The organism is Thermostichus sp. OS-CIW-29 (genome assembly GCF_054058195.1).
In genome coordinates, this window is sequence record NZ_JBSSAB010000004.1 from 29,528 (window position 1) to 53,087 (window position 23,560).

Here is a 23,560-nt window from a genome sequence, read left to right on the forward strand (position 1 = left end):
AATCCTTGCCAGGGTAGAAGTCCTTGACAAGACTTGCCCAGCTCACTCCAGGGAAACCACAAGACAAACCTTACGCTGATCCTAAGGATACCCAAAGAGCTCTCAAAAAAAGAAGTACAGAGACGGTGCCTTTCCCAAAGTTGAAGAACAAGAAAGACAACCGGCTGCCACCCAGCTCCTCCTGAATGAGAACCGATTGCCCTCCTGGAGCCAGCCCTGAGTTAGTTCACCAAAATGCCAGGCCCGAAGTTGAAGTAGGTGGTGCTGCCAGGGTTGGTGGTGTTGTCAAAGGTGCTAAGGGTAGTACCGCCGACCGTAATCGGCCCAGGTGAAGGAATGGCGGGAGTCACCCGGATCTGGCCGCCAAAGGGAATGGTAAAGGAAGTGGGGAAGGTGGCCACATTCCCAGACACCGAGGTGGAGGTGGCGATCACCGTGCCATCTGCTTGTCGAATGGTTACCGTGGCCCCTGCCGGCAAGCCCGGGATCGTAATCTGCGGGCCGGCAGGAGTCGGTGTTGGCGTGGGTGTTGGAGTTGGAGTGGGCGTGGGTGTCGGTGTTGGCGTGGGCGTGGCAACCGTGAGAGGATCCCTTGAGGAAGAGCCACAGGCCACCACTAGCCCGGCCAGAGCAGCAGACAATACCAACGAGGCCAGGGAAAAATGCCGCCTATGTGGGAAGTTGCGCTTAGACATTCTCAGACCTTCAGCAAAGTGAGTAGGAATTAGGACAGCGGTTGCAGTCTTGGTTCGGCGCCGGCCAGCTCAGGGGAACTAACGGGTATTATTCCCCAACCCTGGCCGAGAAGGAAGACTCTGGGCCTAGTCTTGGCTCATAAGGTAGGTAATGGCGCGGTTTTGCTGCTCAACCACCTGGCGCAGCTCGGCAATGCTGGCCCGCAGCTCAGCGATGGACTCCCTAGTTTGGGCAATGGCTGCAAAAACTTGCCCAATCGCCTCTGTGTTTTGGGCAATGACTGCAAAAAGACGCTCAATGGCCTCTGTGTTCTGGACAGTAACTGTGGAAACACGCCCAATGGCCTCTGCGTTCTGGACAGTAACTGTGGAAACACGCCCAATGGCCTCTGCGTTCTGACCAATGGCTGCAAAGGCTTGCCCAATGGCCTCTGTGTTCTGGGCAATGACTGCGAAAAGACGCCCAATGGCCTCTGTGTTCTGGGCAGTAACTGTGGAAACACGCCCAATGGCCTCTGCGTTCTGACCAATGGCCTCTGTGTTCTGGGCGGTGGCTGCAAAAAGACGCTCGATGGCTTCTGTATTCCGGGCAGTGGCCTGGGCAGTGGCCAGGGTCTGCTGGGCCAGGACTTCCAAGATGGCCTCTACCCGCTCCAACCGCTCCGACATGGGGTTCCCTACACCGGCTTAGGATCCCATTCTAGCCGGATCCCTGGCCTACCAGCGGCAGGGGCCGCGCTCCCCATTGGGGCAGATGGTCTCCCCGTCCGTCCGCACCCCCCCCAGCTGGGCTCCTTTGAGAATTGCCCCCCTGAGGTTGGCCCGCCGCAGATCCGCCTCCTGCAAATTGGCCCCTGTCAAGTCGGCCTCAGCCAGGCTGGAGTCGGGAAACCTGGCTTTCTGCAAGTTGGCCCGCCGCAACTTGGCCCCGTTGAAAGCGGTGTTTTCCACATAGGCCCCGGCCAAATTGGCCCCCGACAGATCCGCTTCTAGAAAGACTCCCCCTGCACCAGCGCCTCGCCCAGATCAACGCCGGCCAGCTTGGCGTTGGGAAGCACCACCCCAAGCAACTGGCAGCCGGAGTGTGTCGCGTAAATGTATCAGCCGCCCGCCCTTGCCGACACAGTCCAGCAGCCCCAGGGCAAGCAGCTAGGCAAACCTTTTGGCCATCCCCTCTGCCCCAAGGGAGAGCAACGCAGCGACCTTCAGCCAACAAAAAACCCCCCACACAAGGGGGGGGAGCAACAAACTAGCCTTCTGGCCGGTTATGGATCAACATTCTTGAAAAGGTTCGGCGGTTGAGGGAAGCTGTTGCCGTTCGAGATATCGTTGACAAAGTCGGCAATGGTAACTCCTCCTACCAATTTTATTCCGCTGCCTACACCATTGACAGAAGCCCGGAACTCATTGTCTTGAACTAGGTGTCCGGTGCCAGCGGCAACAAGAACACCACGTGAAATGTTGGCGACACCAGCCACAAGGATCTTGTTGCCCTTGACAACAGCGCTACTGGAACCAACAAGAAGCACAATTGCTGTAGCGTCATTACCACCATTGGTAACAGAAGACAAGTCAAACTCAGAGTTAAGTACAGTGGTACCAGCACCCTGATTCTCTATAGCTCGAGTGAAACCACCACTACTATTATCTGAACCATCTGACTTGAACTCACTGTCTTTGATGATAACGCCCGCGCTTTGTATGGCTACTGCTGTTGTTTTCACATCGAACGTGATCTTATTACCCGAGAGCTTCACATTGGCTGCGTTAACGTTGATACACGCATTTCCCGCTCCCGCTGGTGGTCTACACCTAATCGTCGCATTGTTGATGGATGCAGAGGACTTGTTGATGATAATACCATCCTTGGTATTGACCTCGATAGAGAAGCCCTCCAACTTCACATTCTCGTTCAGCGTCAACTTGTTCCCGGCGGGAATAGACAGCTTGTAATTCGTCGGACCCACGATGGTGATAGAACCACCGGGCACAGTAGTAGCCAGGCTGGCACTCAGACTTTGCGTAACCGGCACCGGCGCTACCACCTGAATCGTTACGTTCTCGCCCTTCTGCAGGAGCGGCACCAGCCCCTTCTGATACGGGTCAGCCCCCACCTTCAGCACCCCTTCAAAGGTCTTCCACGGCTCTGCCGCCTTCCCTGAGTTGCTGTCGCTGCCGTTCACCGGATCCAGGAAGAAGGTGTTCGGCACCGGAGTCACCGTCACCGGCACATCCACACTCCCCAGCCCCGTCCCGCTGAAGGTGATGTTTTGCGTCTGACCCACCGCCGTCAGCGGCGCCGTGAACTGCACCGGCTGGTCCTTGTTGAAGTTGCTGCTGTCAAAGATCAAGATCGGGGGGGAAATGCTCCAACCTGTTGGCCCCGTCACCGTCACCGTCTTGATCCCGCTCGGATCCTGGGCTAGCTTGACGTTGATAGTTTTGACGGAGCTGGCAGTCGCATTGGGAATCGAGGTAGGCGAAACCACAATCAAAGACGCAGGTGTCGGAGTTGGGGTAGGAGCTGGAGTCGGAGTTGGAGCTGGAGTCGGAGTTGGAGCCGGCGGCGGAGGTGGAGGAGGTGGAGGAGGCACAGGCACCACAGAGCTGGCACTGTCTCCGCCACAGCCTGTCAAGATCAGGGGCAGAAGCACCACGGCAGACGCCAAGGTTAGAGAACCAAGTGACTTCAACAGCCACTTATGCGTTTTTCCGTTCATTTTTCTCCTCTTAACCAAAAAAGTAGGGTTCGGCTGAACACTTCCCTTAACTTACCCGATCAACCAACCCGAAGCAACTGAGAAGGCTAAGGGCTTGATACTCGGATGGGAGACGCACACACGCCTGTGTCAGCGGTTGCTCTGGTTACTCCGTAAATTATACAGTCAGATCCGCCCAACTTGGCAAGTCTTGCCATTTTTTTTCCAGGTGCAACCCAGGAGCTACAGGGATCCCTGCCAAGTCCAAGTTGAACAGAGAGGATTGCGGAAGAATGACCGGTGGGATCTGCGGCAGTTCTGCCATCGGAGCCGAGGTTCACCCTTCATGCAGACGCTGCGGGCTAACAGCCCTCTTGAGCAGCCAGAACCCTTACCCGGCAAGCTTTCCCGGATCCACCTGCAAAAAACCGGAAGATTTGCCTATTTCCTCACAAAAGGGTGCTTGATCTGGGGCAGAAGGGTGGCAGGATGAGGAGTGGATGTTTTTTCTGGAGACCCAACCAGGATGGCTACCTATAAGGTCACTCTGATCAACGAGGAGCAAGGCTTGAACGTCACCATCGATGTGCCGGACGATGAGTACATTTTGGACGTGGCGGAAGAGCAAGGGATCGAGCTGCCCTATTCCTGCCGCGCCGGTGCCTGTTCGACCTGTGCCGGCAAGCTGGTGAGCGGCACAGTGGATCAAAGCGATCAGTCCTTCCTGGACGATGATCAGATCGAGCAGGGCTATGTGCTGACCTGTGTGGCTTACCCTACTTCCGACTGCACCATCATCACCCACCAAGAAGAAGCCCTTTACTGATCGAGCTTGAATTTCCGTCCTCAACCCCAGCCCCTCTTCCAAAGAGAGAGGGGTTTTTGTTTTGGGTGGCCCAAGGGGGTGTTCGAGCGCTCCGCGCTGCTGAGGCCCTCACCCAGAGGGAGAGGAGCATGCCTCTAACCCCCAAAACCCTGAACTTTGCTGAATTTACTGAGCTTTAGGCGGTTTGGCAAAAGTCATTGAGAGGGATATAGTAGACCAAGTTTCCCCCTGATCCTTGAGTCCACCGCAACGGTTGCCGGGAAGTGAAGGGGGAAAGCGCTCGGGGGGTATTCCTCAGGGCTTTGCGGGATACCGCCTTCCTGCTTGGACTCCGTCCCGCTAACGCGAACAGAGATAGGCAGGATGCGATCGCTTCTTTCCTGAACCATGTTCAGGAGAGTTCAGCGTGAATGTATCAGAATTGGCAGTGGTAGGATTTCCTTATTCTGTAGTGCTTCAGCAACCATGACCCCTGAGCAAGAGCAGTGGCTGATTCAAGCCATCCAGGAGCTAAAAGCCTCCCAGAGAGAATTGCAAGCCTCCCAAAGAGAATTGCAGGCCGCTCAGCAGGAGCTGCGCCTTGTCCAACAAAACCAGCAGGTTTTGATTCAAGAGCTGCGGGAAGGGCAGGCGATGTTGGCGCAGTTCTTTCGCGAGTCAATGGATCGGTTTGATGAGCGCACCCGGGCTATTGAACGGCGCACGGAAGCTGTGGAACGGCGCACAGAAGCACTGGAACGGCGCACCGACCAGATGGCGGAAGAGATGAGGGAGATCCGGCAGGAGATTCGGGATCTGCGCCGCGATTTTTTGGAACGGCGTTAGCTTCCATCCAACCCTGGCCCAAGCGCTCACAGCCCCTTTCCCAGGGAGAAATGCAGGGTGATAGGATTTTTTTATTCTTCTGTAACCCTCGCCGACCATGACCCCTGAGCAAGAGCAGTGGCTGATTCGCGCCATCCAAGAGTTGCAAGCTGCCCAGCAGGAGCTGCGTCTTGTCCAACAAAACCAGCAGGTTTTGATTCAAGAGCTGCGGGAAGGACAGGCGATGCTGGCCCAGTTTTTTCGCGAGTCAATGGATCGGTTTGATGAGCGCACCCGGGCTATTGAACGGCGCACGGAAGCTGTGGAACGGCGCACAGAAGCACTGGAACGGCGCACCGACCAGATGGCGGAAGAGATGAGGGAGATCCGGCAAGAGATTCGGGATCTGCGCCGCGATTTTTTGGAACGGCGTTGACTGCCAACAGACCGAGCGCTCACAGCCCTGCTCCCAGAGGAAGAGAGGGGTTGTGCGAGATGACAAGGCTAGTATGGCAGCAAAGAGACTTTTGGCCGAGACGGTTTATGGCTTTGGCAATGGGATCCGTTTCTGCACCATCAAGAGCTCGCCTGAGTTTGGCGGAATACCTTGCTTATTCGGATGGCAGTGATACCCGCTATGAGCTGGTGGCAGGGGAGTTGGTGCCCATGGCTCTTCCAACCGGGCGGCATGTGCAGATTCAAAACTTTCTCAGCCGAGTTTTCGAGGCAGAGATTGCACGGCAGAAGTTGCCCTGGACAGCGATACAGGGGAGCCCAGGGATCCAGTCTCCGCGGGGCAATCGGTGGGCTACGGTGCGGATCCCGGATGTGGTGGTGCTGCCTCTGGAGCAGTGGCAGGAGATGGGATCCAGAGAGGCGTTGATTCGCCTGGAGGATCCGCCGCCGCTACTGGTGGTGGAGGTAGTCAGTGAGTCCAGCCGGGCAGCAGACTACCGGGCCAAGCAAGCAGAGTATTGCGTTTTGGGGATCGGCGAGTATTGGGTTGTGGATCCCTTGGAGGAGAAGGTGAGCCTGCTGCTGCTTCATGAAGGCTGGTACGATGTGCTGGAGCTGAAGGGATCCGATCCGGTATCCTCAAAGGTCTTTCCCAAGCTGGAGTTGCAGGCGGGGGAGATCTTGGCTGCGGATTCGGGTTATTCTGGTAAAGCTACGGGGAGTTAGCTCAGTTGGTAGAGCGCTGCGATCGCACCGCAGAGGTCAGGGATTCGAGTTCCCTACTCTCCATTGAGGTTTTGGATTTGGATCCCTTGCCCCCGATCCCTCTCCCAGGAGGAGAGAAGAGTTAGTGGTGGTAGGATTTCCTTATTCTGTAGTGTTTCAGTAACCATGACGCCCGAGCAAGAACAGTGGCTGATTCAAGCCATCCAAGAGTTGCAAGCCTCCCAAAGAGAGTTGCAAGCCTCCCAAAGAGAGTTGCAAGCCTCCCAAAGAGAGTTGCAAGCCTCCCAAAGAGAGCTGCAAGCCTCCCAAAAAGAATTGCAAGCTGCCCAGCAGGAGCTGCGTCTTGTCCAGCAAAACCAGCAGGTTTTGATTCAAGAGCTGCGGGAGGGACAGGCGATGCTGGCGCAGTTCTTTCGCGAGTCAATGGATCGGTTTGACGAGCGTACTCGGGCCATCGAACGCCGCACAGAAGCACTGGAACGGCGCACCGACCAGATGGCGGAGGAGATGAGAGAGATCCGGCAAGAGATTCGGGATCTGCGCCGCGATTTTTTGGAACGGCGGTAGCTTGGGCCCAAGCGCTCTGCGTTGCTAGTGTAACCATCCCCGGATCCTTCTCCCAGGAGGAGATTTAGGGTGGTAGGATTTCCTTGTTCTGTAGCGCCTTGGTAACCATGACACCTGAGCAAGAGCAGTGGCTGATTCGGGCCGTCCAGGAGTTGCAAGCTGCCCAGCAAAACCAGCAGGTTTTGATCCAAGAGCTGCGGGAAGGGCAGGCGATGCTGGCGCAGTTTTTCCGCGAGGCGCTGGATCGCTTTGACGAGCGCACCCGAGCCATTGAACGGCGCACCGAGGCTTTGGAACGGCGCACTGACGAGATGGCCCAAGAGATGCGGGAGATGCGGCAGGAGATTCGGGATCTGCGCCGCGACTTTTTGGAACGGCGGTAACTTGGGCCCAAGCGCTCTGCATTGCCGACGCCCTCACCCCCAGCCCCTCTCTCTCAGGGAGAGGGGAAATTGGCGGGATTTTGGGTAGGAAGGGATCCCACCTAGATTAATCTAGAGGAACTTTGTCTGGCCTCACCGGCATTTGCCCTTCCCCACGAGTTTGCCTATGTCTGTCATCCGTGCCCTCCACAGGCAGTTGGTAACCAAAGAGCGCTCTGCCGAAGAGATCGCCCGCGAGTACCTGGAGCGCCTGGCCCAACTGGAGCCGCAGCTCAAGAGCTTTATTACTGTGACCGAGGAACTGGCTCTGCAACAGGCCAGGGCGGTGGACGCCCGCATTCGGGCCGGGGAGGCGATCGGCCCTTTGGCCGGGATCCCGCTTGCCGTGAAAGACAACCTCTGCACCCAAGGGATCCGCACCACCTGCGCTTCCCGGATGCTGGAGGGGTTCATTCCCCCCTATGAATCAACGGTGACGGCGCGGCTGGCGGCTGCGGGCATGGTGACGGTGGGCAAGACCAACCTAGACGAGTTTGCCATGGGCAGCTCCACGGAAAACTCCGCCTTTCAGCGCACCGCCAATCCCTGGGATCTGACGCGGGTGCCAGGGGGATCCTCTGGGGGATCGGCGGCGGCGGTGGCTGCCGACCAAGCGGTGGTGGCCCTGGGCTCAGATACGGGGGGATCCATCCGCCAACCGGCAGCTTTTTGCGGGGTGGTGGGCCTCAAGCCCACCTACGGGCTGGTGTCTCGCTACGGGCTGGTGGCCTTTGCTTCGTCTTTGGATCAGGTGGGGCCGTTTGGGCGCACGGTGGAGGATGTGGCCCTGCTGCTGCAGGGGATCGCCGGCCATGACCCAATGGACTCCACCAGCTTAAAGGTGCGGATCCCGGACTACAGCCAAGCCCTGATCCCTGAGATCAAGGGGTTCAAAATCGGGGTGATCCGCGACTTGCTGGGGGAAGGATGCGGCGAGGAGACCCGCGCTGCCGTGCAAGCGGCCATTCAACATCTGCAGGAGCTGGGGGCGGAGATCCTGGAGATCGACTGCCCCAGTTTTCGCTACGGCCTTGCCACCTACTACATCATCGCCCCTTCGGAAGCCTCTGCCAATTTGGCCCGCTACGACGGGGTGAAATACGGCCTGCGGGAACCTGCCGACTCGCTGCTGTCGATGTATGGCAAGACCCGCGCCCACGGCTTTGGGCCAGAAGTCAAGCGGCGCATCATGATCGGCACCTATGCCCTCTCCTCGGGGTACTACGACGCCTACTACCTCAAGGCTCAGAAGGTGCGCACCCTCATCAAGCAGGACTTCCTCAAGGCTTTCGAGAAGGTGGATGTGCTGGTCAGCCCCACCACCCCCACCCCAGCCTTCAAGCTCGGCGAGCGGGAGGATCCCCTCAGCATGTACCTCTGCGACCTGATGACGATCCCGGTGAACCTGGCGGGCTTGCCGGGGCTGAGCCTGCCCTGCGGGTTTGCCGATGGCCTGCCCATTGGCCTGCAAATTGTGGGCAATGCCCTACAGGAGAGCAAGGTGCTGCGGGTGGCCTATGCCTATGAGCAAAGCACCGACTGGCACAAGCGACGGCCGCCGCTGGGGCAGCCCTCAGTTAAAGAGGGCCAGGGATCCGATCCCGGCCAACCTCAAGCCAAGCGCAGATCCGGCAAAAGGAGCAAAAAATCCAAAAGCTGAGGCGGGAAGGGCGGCAACTAGGCCATGCCCATCTGGTTGGCCGCTGAAAAGCGTTCCATAAAGCGCAGGAAGCGATCCCACTCTGCCTCGGTTTCCATGTCGTAGGTCACTTCCAGGGCTTTGAATTCCCCATTCAAGAACTTGGCCCTGATGTTGCGGGTGGTCAGCTCCCCTTCCTCATCGATCATCCGCATGCCGAGGATGTTTTGCGTATCGGATTTTAGATCCTCGAAGCGGAAAATCGCGGATCCCCGGTTGCCGGTCTTGGATTTCAGCACCCGCACCTGGGTGGGCACCTCTTGAATGCCGGGGGAGAACTCGATACTGGCCATGATGTCCTAACCAAACCCAAAGATTTAAGCCATTATAACCGGCCCATCCCCGCGCCCTGCTCCAGAAAATCTCTCAGCTCCTGAGCCGCCATCTGCTCCAGGTATCGGCCAGCCTGCCGTTGGGCTTCTGCCACATCGGGGATCCGGTCGCACAGGGCGCCAACCCGAAGGGGAAGAGGTTGGGCTGCCAACCCAGCGCGCGCTGCCGGAGTCACCTGGCCACAGAGGATGAGCAGGGGTTTTTGGGCTTGGATAGCCTGCTCCAGCACGGCCCCCACCACCTTTCCCATCGTGCTTTGTTCGTCGAGGCAGCCCTCTCCGGTGACGACCAGATGGCAGCGGCGGATGCGCTCCGGCAGGGCCAATTGCCGCGCCAAGAGCTGGATCCCGGACTCCAGAGTGGCCCCCAAAAAAGCCACCAGACCTGCTCCTAAGCCACCTGCGGCTCCGGCCCCCGGGATCCCGGCCACGGCCTGGCCCAAATCTCGCTCCACCACTTGAGCCCACTGCTGCAGCGCCTGCTCCAACTGCTGCACCTGGGAAGGGGTGGCGCCCTTCTGGGGGGCAAAGACGGCGGCGGCTCCCCACGGGCCGGTGAGGGGATTCTGCACATCGCACAGGCCGCGGACCCGTTTCCCCTGCCAGACAGGCTGTTCAGGGGACTCAATGCGCTGCAAACGGGCCAGCTCTCCCCCGCCCCAGCCGATGGGATCCCCAGCTCCATCCAACAGGCGATAGCCTAAGGCCTGCGCCATGCCCGCCCCTCCATCCACGGTGGCGGATCCCCCCAGACCTATCCAGATCTCAGCGATGGGATCGCGGCAGACGGCCCGCAACAGCTCTCCCAGGCCATAAGTGGTGGTGCGGGTGGGATCCCGCCGCTCCGGTGGCACCAAGGTCAGGCCGGCCACCTGGGCCAGCTCCAACAGGGCCAGCTCTCCTGCCACCCCGTACTCCGCCCAGACGGGATCCCCCAGGGGGCCGGTGACCCATAGGCCCTTCTTCTCTCCCCCCAGCGTCGGCAGCAATACCTCTAGGGTGCCCTCTCCCCCATCGGCCAAGGGGAGCCGCTCCACCTCGACTTCCGGCAGCACCTGTTGGATCCCATGGGCTATGTGCTCTGCCGCCGCCGTGGCTGTTAGGGATCCCTTAAAACTATCCGGGCAAACCAAAATCCGCCGCGGTGGGCTGCTGAACTGGGATCCCTTTGCCTGGAAACCCGCATCCAGCATGGAACCTCCTCGGCGGCGCTAAAAGGTGGATTGCAAGCCTAGCCCTCCTCCTCTGCTGGCGAAGGCTGATCCGCGCTGGCAGGCTGGGAGGCACTGCCCAAAGATTGCTCCAGGGCTAGGCGCTGCTCCATGACCCGCAGGAAATAGCCGCCCATCATCGCGCCGGAGAGCATTTTGGCCAAGCTCTCGCGGTTGGTGATGATCTGAACCCCGAATTGATCGGAGGGCAAGCTCCCCACCAAGCTGCGGATGTTGTGGCCCAAGATCTCCAGCACTTCTGGGGAAGAATTGCGGGCAATATCCTGAAAGACGCTGGGATCCTGAGATTGCAGGTATTGCCAGAGCCGGTTGTCGGGGCTCGGAGTTTGCACTGCCTCAAAACCAGGGATGAAGTTCAACGGGCTCGCCATGGAGTAACCAAGCTCCACAAACACAGCAGATGCAATCCCAACCGGGCCGCTCGGCCTGATCCCACAGACCTTTGCCGTTCCCGGAATTTGGGCTATCCCAAAGGTAACACCCCATCCTCACCCCCTCCGGTACGGGATCCCACCCTTCTGCGGCGGCAAATGCCGTACCTAAGTAACGGCCGGGGATCAAGCGCTGGCTTCTGAGGTCTCCTCCTCGGCAACCAAGGCAGCGGGTACCACTGTAACTCCCACAATGCTGTCTTCCGGATCCAGGCGCTGCACCAGCACCCCGGTCGCCTCGCGGGACTGGGTGGGAATAGCCTTGGCCAACTGGCGCATGACAATGCCCCTGGCGGTTACCAACAGGATCTCGTCTTCGGCATTGACGATGCGCAGGGCCGCCAGCTCGTCCGACGCTTGGCGGAACTTGGTGGCGATCACCCCCTTGCCGCCGCGGTTTTGCTGGCGGAAATTGTCGATGGCCGAGCGCTTGCCCCGCCCTTCTTTGGTGATCACCAGCACCCAAGGGTTAGCCAGCTTCTCCCCCTCTCGCTCGGCAGCCATCACCGATTCGGCAGAGATAATATCCATGCTGACGATGTCATCGCCGGCGTTGAGGGTAATGGCCCGCACGCCCCGGGTGGCCCGTCCCAGAGGGCGCAGTTGCTCGTCATCCGCCGGGAAGCGAATGGACATGCCTTGGCGGGTCGCCATGACCACATCATCGCTGGAGCGGGCGCGGCGCACCCAGCGCAGTTCGTCGTTTTCTTCCAGAGAGATGGCAATCAGGCCGTTGGAGCGTACATTGGCAAAGGCGCTGAGGGCCGTTTTTTTGATGTAGCCGCCGCGGGTGAGCATCACCAGATATTCGTCGTCGCTGAACTGGCTCACCGGCACCATGGACGTAACCCGCTCTTCCCGGGTGATCGGCAGCAACTGAACGATGGCGCTGCCGCGGGCGGCGCGGCTCCCCTGGGGGATCTGGTGGGCGGGCAGGGTATAGACTACGCCCCGATTGGTGAAAAAGAGGATGGTGTCGTGGCTGCGACAGGCAAAAAACTGTTCGATGGCATCGTCTTCTTTGATGCGGGCGCCGGCTTTGCCGCGGGTGGCTCGCCCCTGCACCTGGAACTCCTCAAGGCCCATGCGCTTGATATAGCCCTGCTCGGTTAGAAAGATAACCGTCTCCCGATTTTCGATCAGATCATCCGTTCCCAGCTCCCCATCCTCCAAACAGAGGCGGGAACGGCGCGGGCTGGCAAAGCGGGCTTTGAGCTGCTGCAGCTCTTCGCTGATGATCTGCATCACCCGTTCTCGGCGGGCCAGAATATCCCGCAGGTCGGCAATTTGCCTCACCAAGTCTTCGTGCTCGGCCTGAATTTTTTCCGCTTCCAGAGCAGTCAGGCGGCGCAGCTGCATCTGCAGGATCCCGTCGGCTTGGGCTTCACTCAGGCCCAACACCGCCTGCAATTCCTCTCGGGCTGTGGCGGTATCGGCGGCTCCCCGAATGAGTGCAATCACCCGATCCAACTGCCCCAAAGCCAAGAGATAGCCCTGCAGCAGGTGATCCCGCTCTTCGGCTTTTTGCAGCTCGTAGCGGGTGCGCCGCTCGATCACCTCTTCCCGAAAATCCAGAAAAGCCTGCAGCGCGTCCCGCAGGGTCAGGGTGCGCGGCTCGCCGTTGAGGATGGCCAGCATGTTGACCCCGAAGTTGGCCTGCAGGGGGGTTTGCTTGTAGAGGTTGTTGAGCACCACCTGCGGCTGGGCATCCCGCTTTAGCTCGATCACCACCCGCATGCCGCTGCGGTCGCTCTCGTCGCGGATGTCGGCAATGCCTTCCAGTTTTTTCTCGTTGACCAGCTCGGCGATCTTCTCGATCATGGCTGCCTTGTTGGTCTGGTAGGGCAGCTCGGTGATGATGATGGCATCCCGAACCGGTCGGCCCCGCTGCTCTATGGTTTCGACGGTGGCCACTCCGCGCAGGGTGATGGAGCCGCGCCCGGTGGTGTAGGCTTCGCGGATGCCCTCCTGGCCCATGATCAGCGCCCCGGTGGGGAAGTCGGGGGCCGGGATCCACTGCATCAACTCCAGGCTGGTCAGGTTGGGGTTGTGGATGAGGGCAATCAGGCCGTCCACCAATTCGCTCAAGTTGTGGGGCGGGATGTTGGTGGCCATGCCCACGGCGATGCCGGAAGAGCCGTTCAGGAGCAGCTGCGGGATCCGCGCCGGCAGCACCAGGGGTTCTTGCTGGGATCCGTCGTAGTTGCCGACAAAATCGACAGTGTTGGCGTCAATATCTTGGAGCAGGGCTTCTTGGGCAAAGGCAGTCAGCCGACACTCGGTATAGCGCATGGCTGCCGGCGGATCGTTGTCCACAGAGCCGAAGTTGCCATGCCCATCCACCAGCCGCTCCCGCATGGAGAAATCTTGAGCCATGCGCACCAGCGCATCATAGACGGCCTGATCCCCATGGGGATGGTATTTTCCAATTACATCCCCCACCACGCGGGCACACTTGCGGAAGGGGCGATCCGCCGTCAGGCCCAACTCGTGCATAGCGTAGAGAATGCGGCGGTGCACCGGCTTCAGGCCATCCCGCGCATCTGGCAAAGCCCTCCCGACGATCACGCTCATGGCGTATTCCAGGTAGGACTGCGACATCTCCCGCTGCAGGTCGGTGGAGATGATGCGCGCCGTCGATTCGTTGTCGCTCATGGGGTTGGGTTATCGTTGAGGGATCCCAGTCGGCCTTGGCGCAGTGGGTTCATGGAAGTTTATCGAGAAGCCAACCTTGGCCGTGGCAGAGTAAACTACCTGACCCTGACTGCTTCGCAGTACGGGGCGGGCTTTCGGTAGCCCTGCAGTTAGTAAACTAACCACGAGCCTCTGGGCTGGTTTACGGGCAGCCCCAATCGACCGTTACCAGTGCCCTAAACAGCCGTTTCTGGTGTCCGCAGAATTATTGTAGCATTCCTCCCGACACTGACCCTACGGGTACAGTGCGGGGCTCCTGCGCTAGTAAGCTGAAGGTGATTGAATTGAGCAGAAAGCTTTTGTATTCCCAGTCTACCATTCGCCCTTTGTGAAGGCCGGCTGACTTCCAGTAGGAGAGGCTCGGTGGTTCATCGGCGGCCCTCCCTACAGCCTCATGGATCGAGATTTACAGGTGGGCCAAGCGGAGCTGATCATTACCCTGACCGGCATCGACGACACCTTTTCCCAAACCATCCATGCTCGCCACTCCTACTTGGCCGATGAGATTCTCTGGAACCACCGATTTGCCGATATTCTCCACCTGGACAGCAATGGGCATCGCTATGTGGACTACTCTCACTTTCACACCACTCTGCCAGCTTGAGCCCCATGCCTCACTCTGAGTGGGATCCAGATAGGGATCCCTGAGGAAAATCATAGAAGAAAACCTATCATCTAGCGTGATCCCTATAGTAACGTTCAATGATAGGCTGCCCATAGCGTGGAGGGCTTTGGGGCATGCTGAGCCAAGCGAAAGAACAACAGTCCGGCGGCAAGAGATTTCTGGATTGGCACCGACGTCTGAGCCTAGACAACTGGCGCGGGGATCTCTTCGGCGGGCTGACGACAGCGATTGTTTCCTTGCCGATGGCCTTGGCCTTTGGGGTGGCTTCGGGGGCAGGGCCGGTGGCGGGCTTGTACGGAGCAGTGTGTGTGGGCTTTTTTGCGGCTCTGTTTGGGGGTACGCCCACGCTCATCTCCGAACCCACCGGGCCGATGACTGTGATGATGACGGCAGTGGTTGCTAATGTTACAGCCCGCTATCCGGAGCAGGGGCTGGGGCCGGCCTTCACCGTGGTGATGCTGGGGGGCTTATTTCAGATCCTGTTTGGATCCCTGAAACTGGGCAAGTACATCACCCTCATGCCCTACAGCGTTATCTCCGGCTTTATGTCCGGGATCGGCTGGATCATGATTTTGCTGCAGATCCCGCCGCTGCTGGGCCACGCCAGCCAGGGGGGAGTGATTGGGGCGGTGCAGAACCTGCCGACCTACTTGCTCAACCTCAAGATGCCAGAGCTGGGGCTGGGGCTGCTGACGCTTGCTATCCTTTTTGGCTATCCCAAGCCCTGGCGACGGGTGGTGCCGCCGCAGTTGGTGGCTTTGCTCGTGGGCACGCTGGCGGCCAGCTTGTTTATGGCCGATTGGGATTTGCGGCGCATTGGCCCCATCCCCACCGGTTTGCCGCAGTTGCAGTGGCCGCAGTTGCCCTTTGCTTCTCTAGCTAACCTGGTGCTGGATGGGGTGGTGCTGGGGATGCTGGGCTGCATCGACACCCTCTTGACGGCAGTCATTGCCGATAACCTCACCCGCACCCGCCACGACTCCGACCAAGAGCTGATCGGGCAGGGGATCGCCAATATTGTCTCTGGCTTCCTGGGGGGCTTACCGGGAGCCGGCGCCACCATGGGCACAGTGGTGAACATCCAGTCGGGGGGACGTACCCCTCTGGCGGGCGTCACCCGCGCCCTCATTCTGTTGATGGTGGTGCTGTTTGCCGCTCCCCTCACGCAAGGGATCCCAATGGCGGTGCTGGCAGGGATCGCCTTTAAGGTGGGGGTGGATATCCTCGACTGGAGCTTCCTCAAGCGGGCCCACCGCCTTTCCCTCAAAGGGGCAGCCATCATGTACGGAGTGATGTTCATGACGGTGTTTGTGGATCTCATCGCTGCAGTGGGAGTGGGAGTGTTTGTGGCCAACTTGCTCACCATTCAACGCCTCAGCGAGATCCACTCCGAAGAGGTGAAAGCCATTACCGATGCCGATGATGCGGTGGATCTCACTCCCCGTGAGAGGGAATTGCTGCGCCAGGGATGCGGGCAGGTGTTGCTGTTTTACCTGAGCGGGCCGATGATCTTCGGGGTTTCCCAAGCCATTTCCCGCCAACATCAGGCGGTGGCCTCCTGCCAAGCGCTGGTGGTGGATCTATCAGATGTGCCGATGCTGGGAGTTTCGGCGACGCTATCCTTGGAAAATGCCATCCGCGAGGCCCTGGATCGGGGCAAACAGGTGTGGATTGTTGGGGCCAAGGGCCGGATCCGGCAGCGCCTAGAAAGCCTGCATCTGCCACTGTCCCCAGAGCGGTTTGTGGACAGCCGTGAGGTGGCTTTGGCCGAGGCTGTTGCCCAGTTGGGCTTGCCGCTCGAGGCCAGTCCCCTGGTTTGAGTAACCCCAATTGGCCTGAGCCACAAAGCTGCGGGATCCGTTTGCCAGATCTAGGTTAAGTCTGAGTCTATGCAATGGAAGGGTCGGGTCGCCTACTTGGCAACCATGCATCGCAAAGAGCAGGTCATCGGCCCTCTCTTGGCCGAACATTTGGGGATCCAAGTTCAAGTAGTAGCTTTCGACACCGACCAACTGGGCACCTTCTCGCGGGAGCGGCCCCGACCGGGGGATCCCATCCACACTCTGCGCCTGAAGATTGCAAGGGCTTTGCAGGATCATCCTGAAGCTCTGGGCTTGGCCAGCGAGGGATCCTTTGGCCCCCACCCCCAGATCCCTTGGATCCCTTGGAATCAGGAGTGGGTCATGCTCAGGGTTTTTGAACCCGGCGCGGAGCCCTTGGAGCTGGTCGGCTATGCAGAGAGCACCCAAACCAATTTCAGCCATCGCTGGGTGCAGAGCTGGGCAGAAGCGCTGGACTTTGCCCAAAGGGCGGGTTTTCCCCAGCATGCCCTGATTGCCCTCGACCGGCCAGAAAAGCCTCAGGTCATCCACAAAGGAATCCAAGATGAAGAGACCCTGAAGCAGGTGGTGGGGGAGATGCTGGCTCGGCAGGGTGGCCTGCATCTGGAAACCGACATGCGGGCCATGTGCAACCCAACCCGGCTCCAGGTTATCGCAGCCGCCACCCAAAACCTAATCGCCAAAGCCCAAAGCCTGTGCCCGGCCTGCGGCACTCCTGGCTACTGGCGGATCCGCTCGGTCTCTGGACTGCCCTGCGGCCAATGTGGCGCCCCCACCCCCGTGGCCAAGGCTTGGGTATATGGCTGTGCTCGCTGTTCCCACACCCACACCGAGCCTGTGGCAGAGCCCTGGGCGGATCCCGCTCAGTGTGCTTTCTGTAATCCCTAGCCTTGTCTTGAGCCCGACCTCAGGCTCTCCAGAGCCGGCATTGTCATCCCCGCAGAGGAGTTGTAGTCGTTTCAGGTTAGGGTGAGACACCTGGGCTATAGAGAAAAAGCCCTTCGCTGTATGCACTCAACGTTTCAGACGTGGGTGCAGTGTCCTAGTCTGAATCGAAATGACCATAAAGGAAGGTTTGAACCAAAAAAGGGATCCACTGCAGTGGATCCCCTAACCAGCTATGAACCTGCAAAAGAGGTCAACTCATCAGAAGTTGAACACAGCCCGCAGAGCACCTACACCAATGGTTGGGTCGTTGTCCCCAGGTAGAGCACCATTGGGGTTGCTCACAAAGTAGGCCGCCGGGGTAAGGGTGAGGTACTCGTTCACCGGGAAGCTGTAGTAAACATCCACAATGAACGGGCGGGTATCCCAAACTCCTTCGTTTTTGGTGGTCACAATTGGCTGGCCAAAAACCACACCCCCTTGAGCACCCTCAATGAACAGATCTGGGAAGGCGAAGCCAAACAGGAATCCGTTAAAATCTTCATCACCCGGATCGATGGTGCCAGCCGGTACCACATTGGGCAAGTTGTAATCCACATTGCCAGCAGTAAACCAGCCAGATACGATGACGCGGGGGGTAATCTCCCAGTTGGCAGCCACAGAAAAGGCGTTCACCCGTGCAGAGGTGGACACATTGGTTACTCTCAGAGGGCCACGGAAAAGAGCTGTACCGTTGGCCAAGAACTCAGGGCCATCGTTTGCCGTCTGCAGATAGGTACTGGCAAACTGCAGGTAAATCTCTAGATTTTCATTCGGCAGGAAGCCCAGCTCCACCGCGTGGGCGCTATCGCTACCGGTTATACCGCTGTCGCCGAAGCCCTTGCCCAAAGCTTGAGCGTTCCTGGTGCTGTAGCTGTAGGCCAAGCGCAGTTGATCGGAGAGGCGGTAGCGGAAGCCAAACAGAGCTCCACCTGGCACATCCGCCGTGGAGTTGGGAGCATCAGCAAAGTCGGAGAGAGCTTCGAAGGGTGTGCTGTAGTTGAATACATCGAACACACCTGAGCCAACGATACCCGTGTAGATGGTAGCTGCTCGGTTGAAAGCTGGGAATTGGTAGATCAGCTTGGCCAGGGTGAAAGTGCCGCCGCCACGGCCGCCAAACTCAAGGCCGGGATCCCCATCAAAGAACTCAGTCACAGCATCGCGAGCTTGGAGACGAATGCGCAGGCGATCGCGACCCACAAAAGAAGCATCGAAGTTCAAGCGTACCCGATAGGGAAGAGTCATGTTGGCTTGGTTTTGCTCTGCTACTACCCTCCCATCAACAACTCTGTCTTCCGTGAGAGCGCTGCCTACAACAGCGGCGATGACTTGGGCATTCAACTTGGTAACCGGGTTGAAGACCTTCCCTTTCAAATCAGTAACATCGGCTTCCAGGGCATCCACCCGCCCGCGCAGGGCTGCCAGCTCAGCAGCAAATTCCTCTTGCAAGCGCTGCAGAGTGGCCAAGTCTTCCTTGGAGACTTTGTCGGCCAAACCGGCTGCAATCAACTCATTGATGCGATCCAAGCAGGCGTTCATACCGGCGGCAAACTCAAAGCGAGTCATAGCCCGGTTGCCGCGGAAGGTGCGGTCAGGGTAGCCGGCAATACAACCGTAGCGCTCCACCAAGGATTGCAGGGCTTGGAAGGCCCAGTCGGTGGGCTGCACATCCGAAAGCTCAGAGATGGAGGTGACCGGCCCGGTAGCTTGGGCATAAGCCACTCCAGGAGTCAGGATCGCTGCTGCACCCAGAGTGCCGGCCAGCAGCGTTTTCCAGTAGTTCGCGTGTTTCGCGGGCATGTTTCTCTCCTTGTTCTTTTCCTCACACCTTTTTGGCTGTAGGGATGTCTTCTAGAGGTAACCAATTGCCTAACTCAAGAACAAGTCTGGCAACTGCGGACTTCGGTGAAGACATGATGTGGAGATTATGATACAGCCGAAGTCCACATCCTCTTGCTGTCCGGCCTGCCCTACAGTTAATGCGGTGTCCCCACATCTGTGGCCAAGACATGGGTATCTGTTCCCGCCATTCTCACACCTACACCGAGCCTGTGGCAAAGACCTGGGCAGATCTCACGCAGTGCGCTTTTTGTAGCCCATGGCCTCGTCTTAAGCTCAACCTCAAGCTCTTCAATGCCAGCATCCTTATCCCCACAGAGGAGTTGATTATTCTTATTTAATGAAGAGATCCACCGTAGTGGATCCCTGCCTGGCAATTTGGCTGTAAGCGTGAGGAGCTAGGAACTAGAAAGTAAACACAGCTCGCAAAGCCCCCACGCCAATGGTTGGGTCGTTGTCTCCGGGTCTGCCGCCATTGGGGTTGCTCACAAAGTAGGCAGCAGGCGTTAGAGTAATGTACTCGTTGACCGGGAAGCTGTAGTAGACGTCCACAACGAAGGGGCGAGTATCCCACACTCCGTCGTTGTCGGCAGTCACAATTGGCTGGCCAAACACAATACCACCTTTGGCACCCTCCACGAAGAGGTCGGGGAAAACAAAGCCAAGGAGGAGACCGTTAAAGTCTTCCTCTCCCGGATCAACAGTACCAGCCGGTACCACATTGGGCAGGTTGTAATCCACATTGCCAGCCGTAAACCAGCCAGACAAGGTAATGCGAGGGCTGATCTCCCAGTTGGCTGCGAACGTAAAAGCATTCACCCGTGCAGAGACATCTACCCGAGTTCCTCTTACCGGTCCACGGACCGGTCCACGGAAGAGACTTTTACCCGTGGCCAGGAAGGTGGGGCCGTCGTTCGCCTGCTGCAGGTAGGTGGAAGCAAATTGGAGGTAGAACTCCAGACCCTTTGTCGGCAAGAAGCCCAGCTCAACGACGTGGGCGCTATCATCACCTGTCAAGCCACTGTCGCCAAAGCCTCTCCCCAAGGCTTGCCCTCTTCTGGTGCTGTAGGCGTAGGCTAAACGAAACTGGTCACTCAGGCGATAGCGGAAGCCAAATAGGGTTCCGCTGGGCACATCTGCCGTAGATTTGGGAGCATCGGCAAACTTCGACAGGGCATCAAAGGGCGTGCTGTACTGCAGAACGCTCCCCACTCCCGTACCCGTAATGCCCGTGTAGATAGTAGCAGCGCGGTCGAAAGCAGGGAATTGATAAACCAGCTGGGCCAGGGTGAAAGTGCCACCGCCACCACCGCCAAAGCCAAGGCCGGGATCCCCATCAAAGAACTCAGTCACAGCATCGCGAGCTTGGAGACGAATGCGCAGGCGATCGCGACCCACAAAAGAAGCATCGAAGTTCAAGCGTACCCGATAGGGAAGAGTCATGTTTGCCTGATTTTGCTCGGCTACCACTCTTCCTTGTACGACCCGGTCTTCTGTAAGAGCGCTGCCGAGAATTGCGGTAATGACCTGAGCGTTAAGCTTGGTAACTGGGTTAAAGATTTTCCCTTTCAGATCGTTAATATCAGCCTCTGCCGCATCCACCCGCCCGCGCAGGGCTGCCAGCTCAGCAGCAAATTCCTCTTGCAAGCGCTGCAGAGTGGCCAAGTCTTCCTTGGAGACTTTGTCGGCCAAACCGGCTGCAATCAACTCATTGATGCGATCCAAGCAGGCGTTCATACCGGCGGCAAACTCAAAGCGAGTCATAGCCCGGTTGCCGCGGAAGGTGCGGTCAGGGTAGCCGGCAATACAACCGTAGCGCTCCACCAAGGATTGCAGGGCTTGGAAGGCCCAGTCGGTGGGCCGCACATCCGAAAGCTCAGAGATGGAGGTGACCGGCCCGGTAGCTTGGGCATAAGCCACTCCAGGGGTCAGGATCGCTGCTGCACCCAGAGTGCCGGCCAGCAGCGTTTTCCAGTAGTTCGCGTGTTTCGCGGGCATGTTTCTCTCCTTGTTCTTTTCCTCACACCTTTTTGGCTGTAGGGATGTCCTCATAGAAGCGACAAACTGCCTACCTCAACAACGAGCCTGGCAATTGCGGACTCTGGGAAGACATGATACAGCCGAAGTCCACATCGTCTACCACTTTACACACTTTCTGGGCAAGACTCAATGCGAGACCCAACTGCGGTAGATGATCGAGGCTCGATATCCACTACTCTACCTCAGGGATCCGGCTCTGGCTAGCGGGTGTATCTCAAACTGAGACAGAGCTCTCAAGCTGCAAGCTCCGGTGGGGATGGGCGGTACCGGACTCGAACCAGTGACATCCTGCTTGTAAGGCAGGCGCTCTACCGCTGAGCTAACCGCCCCTGAAGGATCCCAGCCCACCGAGTCTAGCATTCCCAAAGGACTATTTCCCCATACCCAAGCTCTGCGCCTTCTGGTACACCTTCCCCTCTGTGAGCAGGGAAGGGGCAATGCAGATCTCCACCTGCTGCATTTCTCGGAGATTGGCAGCCCCCAAGGTGGCCATGCTGGTGCGCAGAGCACCCCAGAGGTTGTGGGTGCCGTCGTCCAGGCGGGCGGGGCCGCGCAAGATTTCTTCTAGGGTGCCGGTGGATCCCACGCGGATGCGGGTGCCGCGGGGCAAGATGGGGCTGGGGGTAGCCATGCCCCAATGAAAGCCGCGACCGGGGGCCTCATAGGCGCGGGCCAGGGGGGATCCGATCATCACTGCGTCCGCTCCACAAGCGATGGCCTTGCAAATGTCGCCACCGGTCACCAATCCCCCATCGGCAATCACAGGGACATAGGTGCCGGTTTCCGCCAAAAACTGCTCCCGTGCAGCGGCACAGTCGGCAATCGCTGTAGCCTGTGGTACCCCCACCCCCAACACGCCTCGGGAAGTACAGGCAGCGCCAGGGCCGATCCCCACCAAGACACCGGCAGCTCCGGCCTGCATCAGCTCCAGAGCGACATCGTAGGTAACGCAGTTGCCCACCACAACAGGAATGGGCATCGACCGGCAAAATTGGGCCAGATCCAGCAGTTCCATGCCTTCGGGAACCTTGTGGTGAACGGAAACCACCGTGGCCTGAACGAAAAACAGATCCCCCCCGGCTTCAGCCACCAGGGGGCCGTATTGGGCGGCGTGGGCGGGCACGCAGCTAGCGGCGGCAATGGCGCCGGAGGCTTTAATCTGGCGGATGCGTTCTTGGATTAGCTCTGGCTTCACCGGCTCGCTGTAGAGGCGCTGCATTAGGGGCACAAACTCGTCTTTGCCCACCGACGCAATCTGATCCAACACCTCATCGGGATCGGCGTAGCGGGTTTGGATGCCATCCAGGTTCAACACCCCGAAAGCTCCCAGCTCCGAGAGCAAAATGGCCATTCGCACATCCACCACGCCATCCATGGCGCTGGCGATGATGGGGATTTGCCGTTGGATCCCTCCCAGGGTGAAGTGGGTATCCACCAGGCTGGGATCCAGCGTTCGTCTGCCTGGGGCCAGCGCGATTTCATCCAGCCCGTAAGCGCGTCTTGCCTGCCGATTGCGGCCCAGTTGCACGTCCATTTTTCCCCTGTTCTGCGGATCCTTGTTCTTATCATGCCGCCAAGGAGGGATCCAAGGCCAGCGAGAGTCTTGTTCTCTTGGCTGCGATCCCGGAGCGGGTCTCAATCAGCCTCAGAGGTTCGAGGGGGCAAGGGCGTGAAAATGTGCCCTTCTTGCAGGGTGCCGAAACTGCGGCAGCGCTCGGATCCCCAGCGGAACCCGTAGAGGGCGATGTAAGCACACATCAAGGCATCCACTTGATCTTCGTAGTTTTTGAGCCGACGGCTCTTGAGGGATCCCACCTCCACTTGAAGCAGCTCCTCGTGGCCCTGGAGAGCCGGGTCAGCGGCAGCTAGAGAGCGCAGATGATGCTGGTAAAGTTGCCAAGCTTGTTGCCGTTCCGGCCAGGTGCGTCGAGGGCGGGCCTTGTATTTTAGAGTGCGGCTGAGGCCAAAGAGGCTGACCAAGGCGCTGTGGGGGAAGACCTCGGTCACTTGGCGGGTAAGCTTTCCTCGCTCGATGTTGGCCTGCTCCCGAAAGCCATAGCGGGATAGGGCTTGCACCAGGGCTTCTCCTCTCACTTGGCCGCCCTTTGCCAGTAACCGGCGGTTGGCCGGGTGGGCCCCGGCTGCGTAGGCGCGAAACACCTGGTTCAGTTCGGCCTCGGCCCGCCGTTGTCCTGTGAGGTTGGGAACCCGCAAGGGCGCATCCACCGCCACCAAGCAGGGATCCCCTCCCGCCTGAGCTTGAATGTAGTCCAGGATCTTCTCATCCGTCTGGAGAATGCGGCTATCGACCAGATAGCCTGTCAAGTTCTGCCTGCCGGGATCCCCGAGCTGGACTCGCAGCGTGGCCAGACCGGAAGGGTTGCGGGGCGACCAAGCCAGATCCAGGCCAATGCAAATCAACTGAGCCACACCGCCTTCCCCTTTTCCTCAAGTTCGACAGATCAAAGCCATTTCCAAGAGCCAGTTTGAGGCAGTTCCCGATTGCATGGCTCCGGCGCCCTCACCCCCAGCCCCTCTCCCAAAGGTAGAGGGGGATCAACGTCACAGACAGTTGCGCTGCTGTTGCATGGGTATTGGGAATGATCCCGCCAGCTCGCCTGTCTTGATAAAAAATAAAAATCCATAAAAAAGGGATCCCACCAGGGGATCCCGAAAGATTCATCCAAGATGCCTGGCCAGGAAGC

General features: G+C 58.8%; 23 protein-coding genes and 2 tRNA genes. 11 read left to right on the forward strand and 14 right to left on the reverse strand.

What is annotated here, in order from left to right:
- Positions 1 to 221: 221 nt before the first annotated feature.
- The 5 genes from ACVWZJ_RS02475 to ACVWZJ_RS02495 all read right to left on the reverse strand — a co-directional run bounded on the left by ACVWZJ_RS02475 (position 222) and on the right by ACVWZJ_RS02495 (position 3,719).
- Positions 222 to 695, reverse strand: coding sequence for a hypothetical protein (locus tag ACVWZJ_RS02475; RefSeq protein WP_148202729.1), 474 nt, complete (start codon positions 693 to 695; stop codon positions 222 to 224).
- Positions 696 to 821: 126 nt separating this feature from the next.
- Positions 822 to 1,364: a hypothetical protein gene (locus ACVWZJ_RS02480; protein ID WP_457394386.1), complete on the reverse strand. Its 543-nt coding sequence runs from the start codon at positions 1,362 to 1,364 to the stop codon at positions 822 to 824.
- 48 nt (positions 1,365 to 1,412) lie between these two features.
- The gene (locus tag ACVWZJ_RS02485; RefSeq protein WP_457394474.1) at positions 1,413 to 1,676 is read right to left on the reverse strand and encodes a pentapeptide repeat-containing protein; all 264 of its coding nucleotides are present in this window, start codon (positions 1,674 to 1,676) and stop codon (positions 1,413 to 1,415) included.
- 284 nt (positions 1,677 to 1,960) lie between these two features.
- On the reverse strand, positions 1,961 to 3,190 hold the full coding sequence (locus ACVWZJ_RS02490) for a hypothetical protein (RefSeq protein ID WP_457394388.1): 1,230 nt from the start codon (positions 3,188 to 3,190) through the stop codon (positions 1,961 to 1,963).
- Positions 3,191 to 3,572: 382 nt separating this feature from the next.
- Complete coding sequence (locus ACVWZJ_RS02495) at positions 3,573 to 3,719, reverse strand: hypothetical protein (RefSeq protein WP_011430273.1); 147 nt, start codon at positions 3,717 to 3,719, stop codon at positions 3,573 to 3,575.
- Positions 3,720 to 3,920: 201 nt separating this feature from the next.
- Here ACVWZJ_RS02495 and ACVWZJ_RS02500 point away from each other — a divergent pair, with 201 nt between their 5' ends.
- The 8 genes from ACVWZJ_RS02500 (at position 3,921) to gatA (ending at position 8,855) form a co-directional block, all read left to right on the forward strand.
- Positions 3,921 to 4,220 (forward strand): ferredoxin, encoded by a 300-nt coding sequence (locus ACVWZJ_RS02500; protein ID WP_011433206.1) that lies wholly within the window; start codon positions 3,921 to 3,923, stop codon positions 4,218 to 4,220.
- A gap of 465 nt (positions 4,221 to 4,685) precedes the next feature.
- Positions 4,686 to 5,045, forward strand: a complete 360-nt coding sequence (locus tag ACVWZJ_RS02505) for a hypothetical protein (protein WP_041436507.1) — start codon at positions 4,686 to 4,688, stop codon at positions 5,043 to 5,045.
- 97 nt (positions 5,046 to 5,142) lie between these two features.
- Complete coding sequence (locus tag ACVWZJ_RS02510) at positions 5,143 to 5,460, forward strand: hypothetical protein (RefSeq protein WP_011433208.1); 318 nt, start codon at positions 5,143 to 5,145, stop codon at positions 5,458 to 5,460.
- Between the two features lie 59 nt (positions 5,461 to 5,519).
- Positions 5,520 to 6,206, forward strand: coding sequence for a Uma2 family endonuclease (locus ACVWZJ_RS02515; protein ID WP_011433209.1), 687 nt, complete (start codon positions 5,520 to 5,522; stop codon positions 6,204 to 6,206).
- Positions 6,197 to 6,269 (forward strand) — tRNA-Ala (locus ACVWZJ_RS02520). Before ACVWZJ_RS02515 ends, ACVWZJ_RS02520 begins: the two co-directional genes overlap by 10 nt.
- Positions 6,270 to 6,371: 102 nt before the next feature.
- On the forward strand, positions 6,372 to 6,773 hold the full coding sequence (locus tag ACVWZJ_RS02525) for a hypothetical protein (protein ID WP_071818165.1): 402 nt from the start codon (positions 6,372 to 6,374) through the stop codon (positions 6,771 to 6,773).
- Between the two features lie 107 nt (positions 6,774 to 6,880).
- Complete coding sequence (locus ACVWZJ_RS02530) at positions 6,881 to 7,156, forward strand: hypothetical protein (RefSeq protein ID WP_011433211.1); 276 nt, start codon at positions 6,881 to 6,883, stop codon at positions 7,154 to 7,156.
- Between the two features lie 166 nt (positions 7,157 to 7,322).
- Positions 7,323 to 8,855 carry an Asp-tRNA(Asn)/Glu-tRNA(Gln) amidotransferase subunit GatA gene (gatA, locus tag ACVWZJ_RS02535; RefSeq protein WP_457394393.1) on the forward strand — a complete coding sequence of 511 codons (1,533 nt, stop codon included), beginning with the start codon at positions 7,323 to 7,325 and terminating at the stop codon, positions 8,853 to 8,855.
- Positions 8,856 to 8,872: 17 nt separating this feature from the next.
- Here gatA and psb28 read toward each other — a convergent pair whose 3' ends face one another.
- The 4 genes from psb28 to gyrA all read right to left on the reverse strand — a co-directional run bounded on the left by psb28 (position 8,873) and on the right by gyrA (position 13,544).
- Complete coding sequence (gene psb28, locus ACVWZJ_RS02540; protein ID WP_011433213.1) at positions 8,873 to 9,187, reverse strand: photosystem II reaction center protein Psb28; 315 nt, start codon at positions 9,185 to 9,187, stop codon at positions 8,873 to 8,875.
- A 32-nt stretch (positions 9,188 to 9,219) separates the two neighbouring features.
- Complete coding sequence (locus ACVWZJ_RS02545; RefSeq protein ID WP_457394396.1) at positions 9,220 to 10,419, reverse strand: glycerate kinase family protein; 1,200 nt, start codon at positions 10,417 to 10,419, stop codon at positions 9,220 to 9,222.
- Positions 10,420 to 10,457: 38 nt separating this feature from the next.
- Positions 10,458 to 10,829: a DUF760 domain-containing protein gene (locus ACVWZJ_RS02550; protein WP_011433215.1), complete on the reverse strand. Its 372-nt coding sequence runs from the start codon at positions 10,827 to 10,829 to the stop codon at positions 10,458 to 10,460.
- 186 nt (positions 10,830 to 11,015) lie between these two features.
- Positions 11,016 to 13,544, reverse strand: coding sequence for a DNA gyrase subunit A (gyrA, locus tag ACVWZJ_RS02555; RefSeq protein WP_414330543.1), 2,529 nt, complete (start codon positions 13,542 to 13,544; stop codon positions 11,016 to 11,018).
- A 409-nt stretch (positions 13,545 to 13,953) separates the two neighbouring features.
- Between gyrA and ACVWZJ_RS02560 the strand changes: the two genes are divergently transcribed.
- From ACVWZJ_RS02560 to ACVWZJ_RS02570, 3 genes are all read left to right on the forward strand, one after another.
- The gene (locus ACVWZJ_RS02560; protein ID WP_457387301.1) at positions 13,954 to 14,187 is read left to right on the forward strand and encodes a hypothetical protein; all 234 of its coding nucleotides are present in this window, start codon (positions 13,954 to 13,956) and stop codon (positions 14,185 to 14,187) included.
- 134 nt (positions 14,188 to 14,321) lie between these two features.
- Entirely contained in the window at positions 14,322 to 16,028 is a 1,707-nt protein-coding gene (locus tag ACVWZJ_RS02565; RefSeq protein WP_457394400.1) for a SulP family inorganic anion transporter, read from the forward strand.
- Between the two features lie 69 nt (positions 16,029 to 16,097).
- Positions 16,098 to 16,937: a DUF6671 family protein gene (locus tag ACVWZJ_RS02570; protein WP_457394403.1), complete on the forward strand. Its 840-nt coding sequence runs from the start codon at positions 16,098 to 16,100 to the stop codon at positions 16,935 to 16,937.
- 258 nt (positions 16,938 to 17,195) lie between these two features.
- Here the strand turns inward: ACVWZJ_RS02570 and ACVWZJ_RS02575 are convergent, their stop codons facing one another.
- The 5 genes from ACVWZJ_RS02575 to ACVWZJ_RS02595 form a co-directional block, all read right to left on the reverse strand.
- Positions 17,196 to 18,776 carry an iron uptake porin gene (locus ACVWZJ_RS02575; protein ID WP_457394406.1) on the reverse strand — a complete coding sequence of 527 codons (1,581 nt, stop codon included), beginning with the start codon at positions 18,774 to 18,776 and terminating at the stop codon, positions 17,196 to 17,198.
- 444 nt (positions 18,777 to 19,220) lie between these two features.
- Complete coding sequence (locus tag ACVWZJ_RS02580) at positions 19,221 to 20,813, reverse strand: iron uptake porin (protein WP_457394409.1); 1,593 nt, start codon at positions 20,811 to 20,813, stop codon at positions 19,221 to 19,223.
- A gap of 299 nt (positions 20,814 to 21,112) precedes the next feature.
- Positions 21,113 to 21,184: transfer RNA gene (locus ACVWZJ_RS02585), tRNA-Val, on the reverse strand.
- 41 nt (positions 21,185 to 21,225) lie between these two features.
- Positions 21,226 to 22,389 (reverse strand): GuaB3 family IMP dehydrogenase-related protein, encoded by a 1,164-nt coding sequence (locus ACVWZJ_RS02590; protein WP_457394412.1) that lies wholly within the window; start codon positions 22,387 to 22,389, stop codon positions 21,226 to 21,228.
- Positions 22,390 to 22,490: 101 nt separating this feature from the next.
- A complete protein-coding gene (locus tag ACVWZJ_RS02595) occupies positions 22,491 to 23,285 on the reverse strand; it encodes a DUF429 domain-containing protein (protein ID WP_457394415.1) in 795 nt (264 codons plus the stop codon).
- Positions 23,286 to 23,560 lie beyond the last annotated feature (275 nt).

What these genes read in the sequence shown, in the direction of transcription:
- ACVWZJ_RS02505 (WP_041436507.1), top strand. Translation starts at nt 4,686, where the DNA reads ATGACCCCTGAGCAAGAGCAGTGGCTGATTCAAGCCATCCAGGAGCTA.
- ACVWZJ_RS02525 (WP_071818165.1), top strand. Translation starts at nt 6,372, where the DNA reads ATGACGCCCGAGCAAGAACAGTGGCTGATTCAAGCCATCCAAGAGTTG.
- psb28 (WP_011433213.1), bottom strand. Translation starts at nt 9,187, where the DNA reads ATGGCCAGTATCGAGTTCTCCCCCGGCATTCAAGAGGTGCCCACCCAG.
- ACVWZJ_RS02510 (WP_011433208.1), top strand. Translation starts at nt 5,143, where the DNA reads ATGACCCCTGAGCAAGAGCAGTGGCTGATTCGCGCCATCCAAGAGTTG.
- ACVWZJ_RS02570 (WP_457394403.1), top strand. Translation starts at nt 16,098, where the DNA reads ATGCAATGGAAGGGTCGGGTCGCCTACTTGGCAACCATGCATCGCAAA.
- ACVWZJ_RS02565 (WP_457394400.1), top strand. Translation starts at nt 14,322, where the DNA reads ATGCTGAGCCAAGCGAAAGAACAACAGTCCGGCGGCAAGAGATTTCTG.
- ACVWZJ_RS02500 (WP_011433206.1), top strand. Translation starts at nt 3,921, where the DNA reads ATGGCTACCTATAAGGTCACTCTGATCAACGAGGAGCAAGGCTTGAAC.
- ACVWZJ_RS02590 (WP_457394412.1), bottom strand. Translation starts at nt 22,389, where the DNA reads ATGGACGTGCAACTGGGCCGCAATCGGCAGGCAAGACGCGCTTACGGG.
- ACVWZJ_RS02480 (WP_457394386.1), bottom strand. Translation starts at nt 1,364, where the DNA reads ATGTCGGAGCGGTTGGAGCGGGTAGAGGCCATCTTGGAAGTCCTGGCC.
- ACVWZJ_RS02550 (WP_011433215.1), bottom strand. Translation starts at nt 10,829, where the DNA reads ATGGCGAGCCCGTTGAACTTCATCCCTGGTTTTGAGGCAGTGCAAACT.
- gatA (WP_457394393.1), top strand. Translation starts at nt 7,323, where the DNA reads ATGTCTGTCATCCGTGCCCTCCACAGGCAGTTGGTAACCAAAGAGCGC.
- ACVWZJ_RS02515 (WP_011433209.1), top strand. Translation starts at nt 5,520, where the DNA reads ATGACAAGGCTAGTATGGCAGCAAAGAGACTTTTGGCCGAGACGGTTT.
- ACVWZJ_RS02495 (WP_011430273.1), bottom strand. Translation starts at nt 3,719, where the DNA reads ATGGCAGAACTGCCGCAGATCCCACCGGTCATTCTTCCGCAATCCTCT.
- ACVWZJ_RS02580 (WP_457394409.1), bottom strand. Translation starts at nt 20,813, where the DNA reads ATGCCCGCGAAACACGCGAACTACTGGAAAACGCTGCTGGCCGGCACT.
- ACVWZJ_RS02475 (WP_148202729.1), bottom strand. Translation starts at nt 695, where the DNA reads ATGTCTAAGCGCAACTTCCCACATAGGCGGCATTTTTCCCTGGCCTCG.
- ACVWZJ_RS02545 (WP_457394396.1), bottom strand. Translation starts at nt 10,419, where the DNA reads ATGCTGGATGCGGGTTTCCAGGCAAAGGGATCCCAGTTCAGCAGCCCA.
- ACVWZJ_RS02530 (WP_011433211.1), top strand. Translation starts at nt 6,881, where the DNA reads ATGACACCTGAGCAAGAGCAGTGGCTGATTCGGGCCGTCCAGGAGTTG.
- ACVWZJ_RS02575 (WP_457394406.1), bottom strand. Translation starts at nt 18,776, where the DNA reads ATGCCCGCGAAACACGCGAACTACTGGAAAACGCTGCTGGCCGGCACT.
- gyrA (WP_414330543.1), bottom strand. Translation starts at nt 13,544, where the DNA reads ATGAGCGACAACGAATCGACGGCGCGCATCATCTCCACCGACCTGCAG.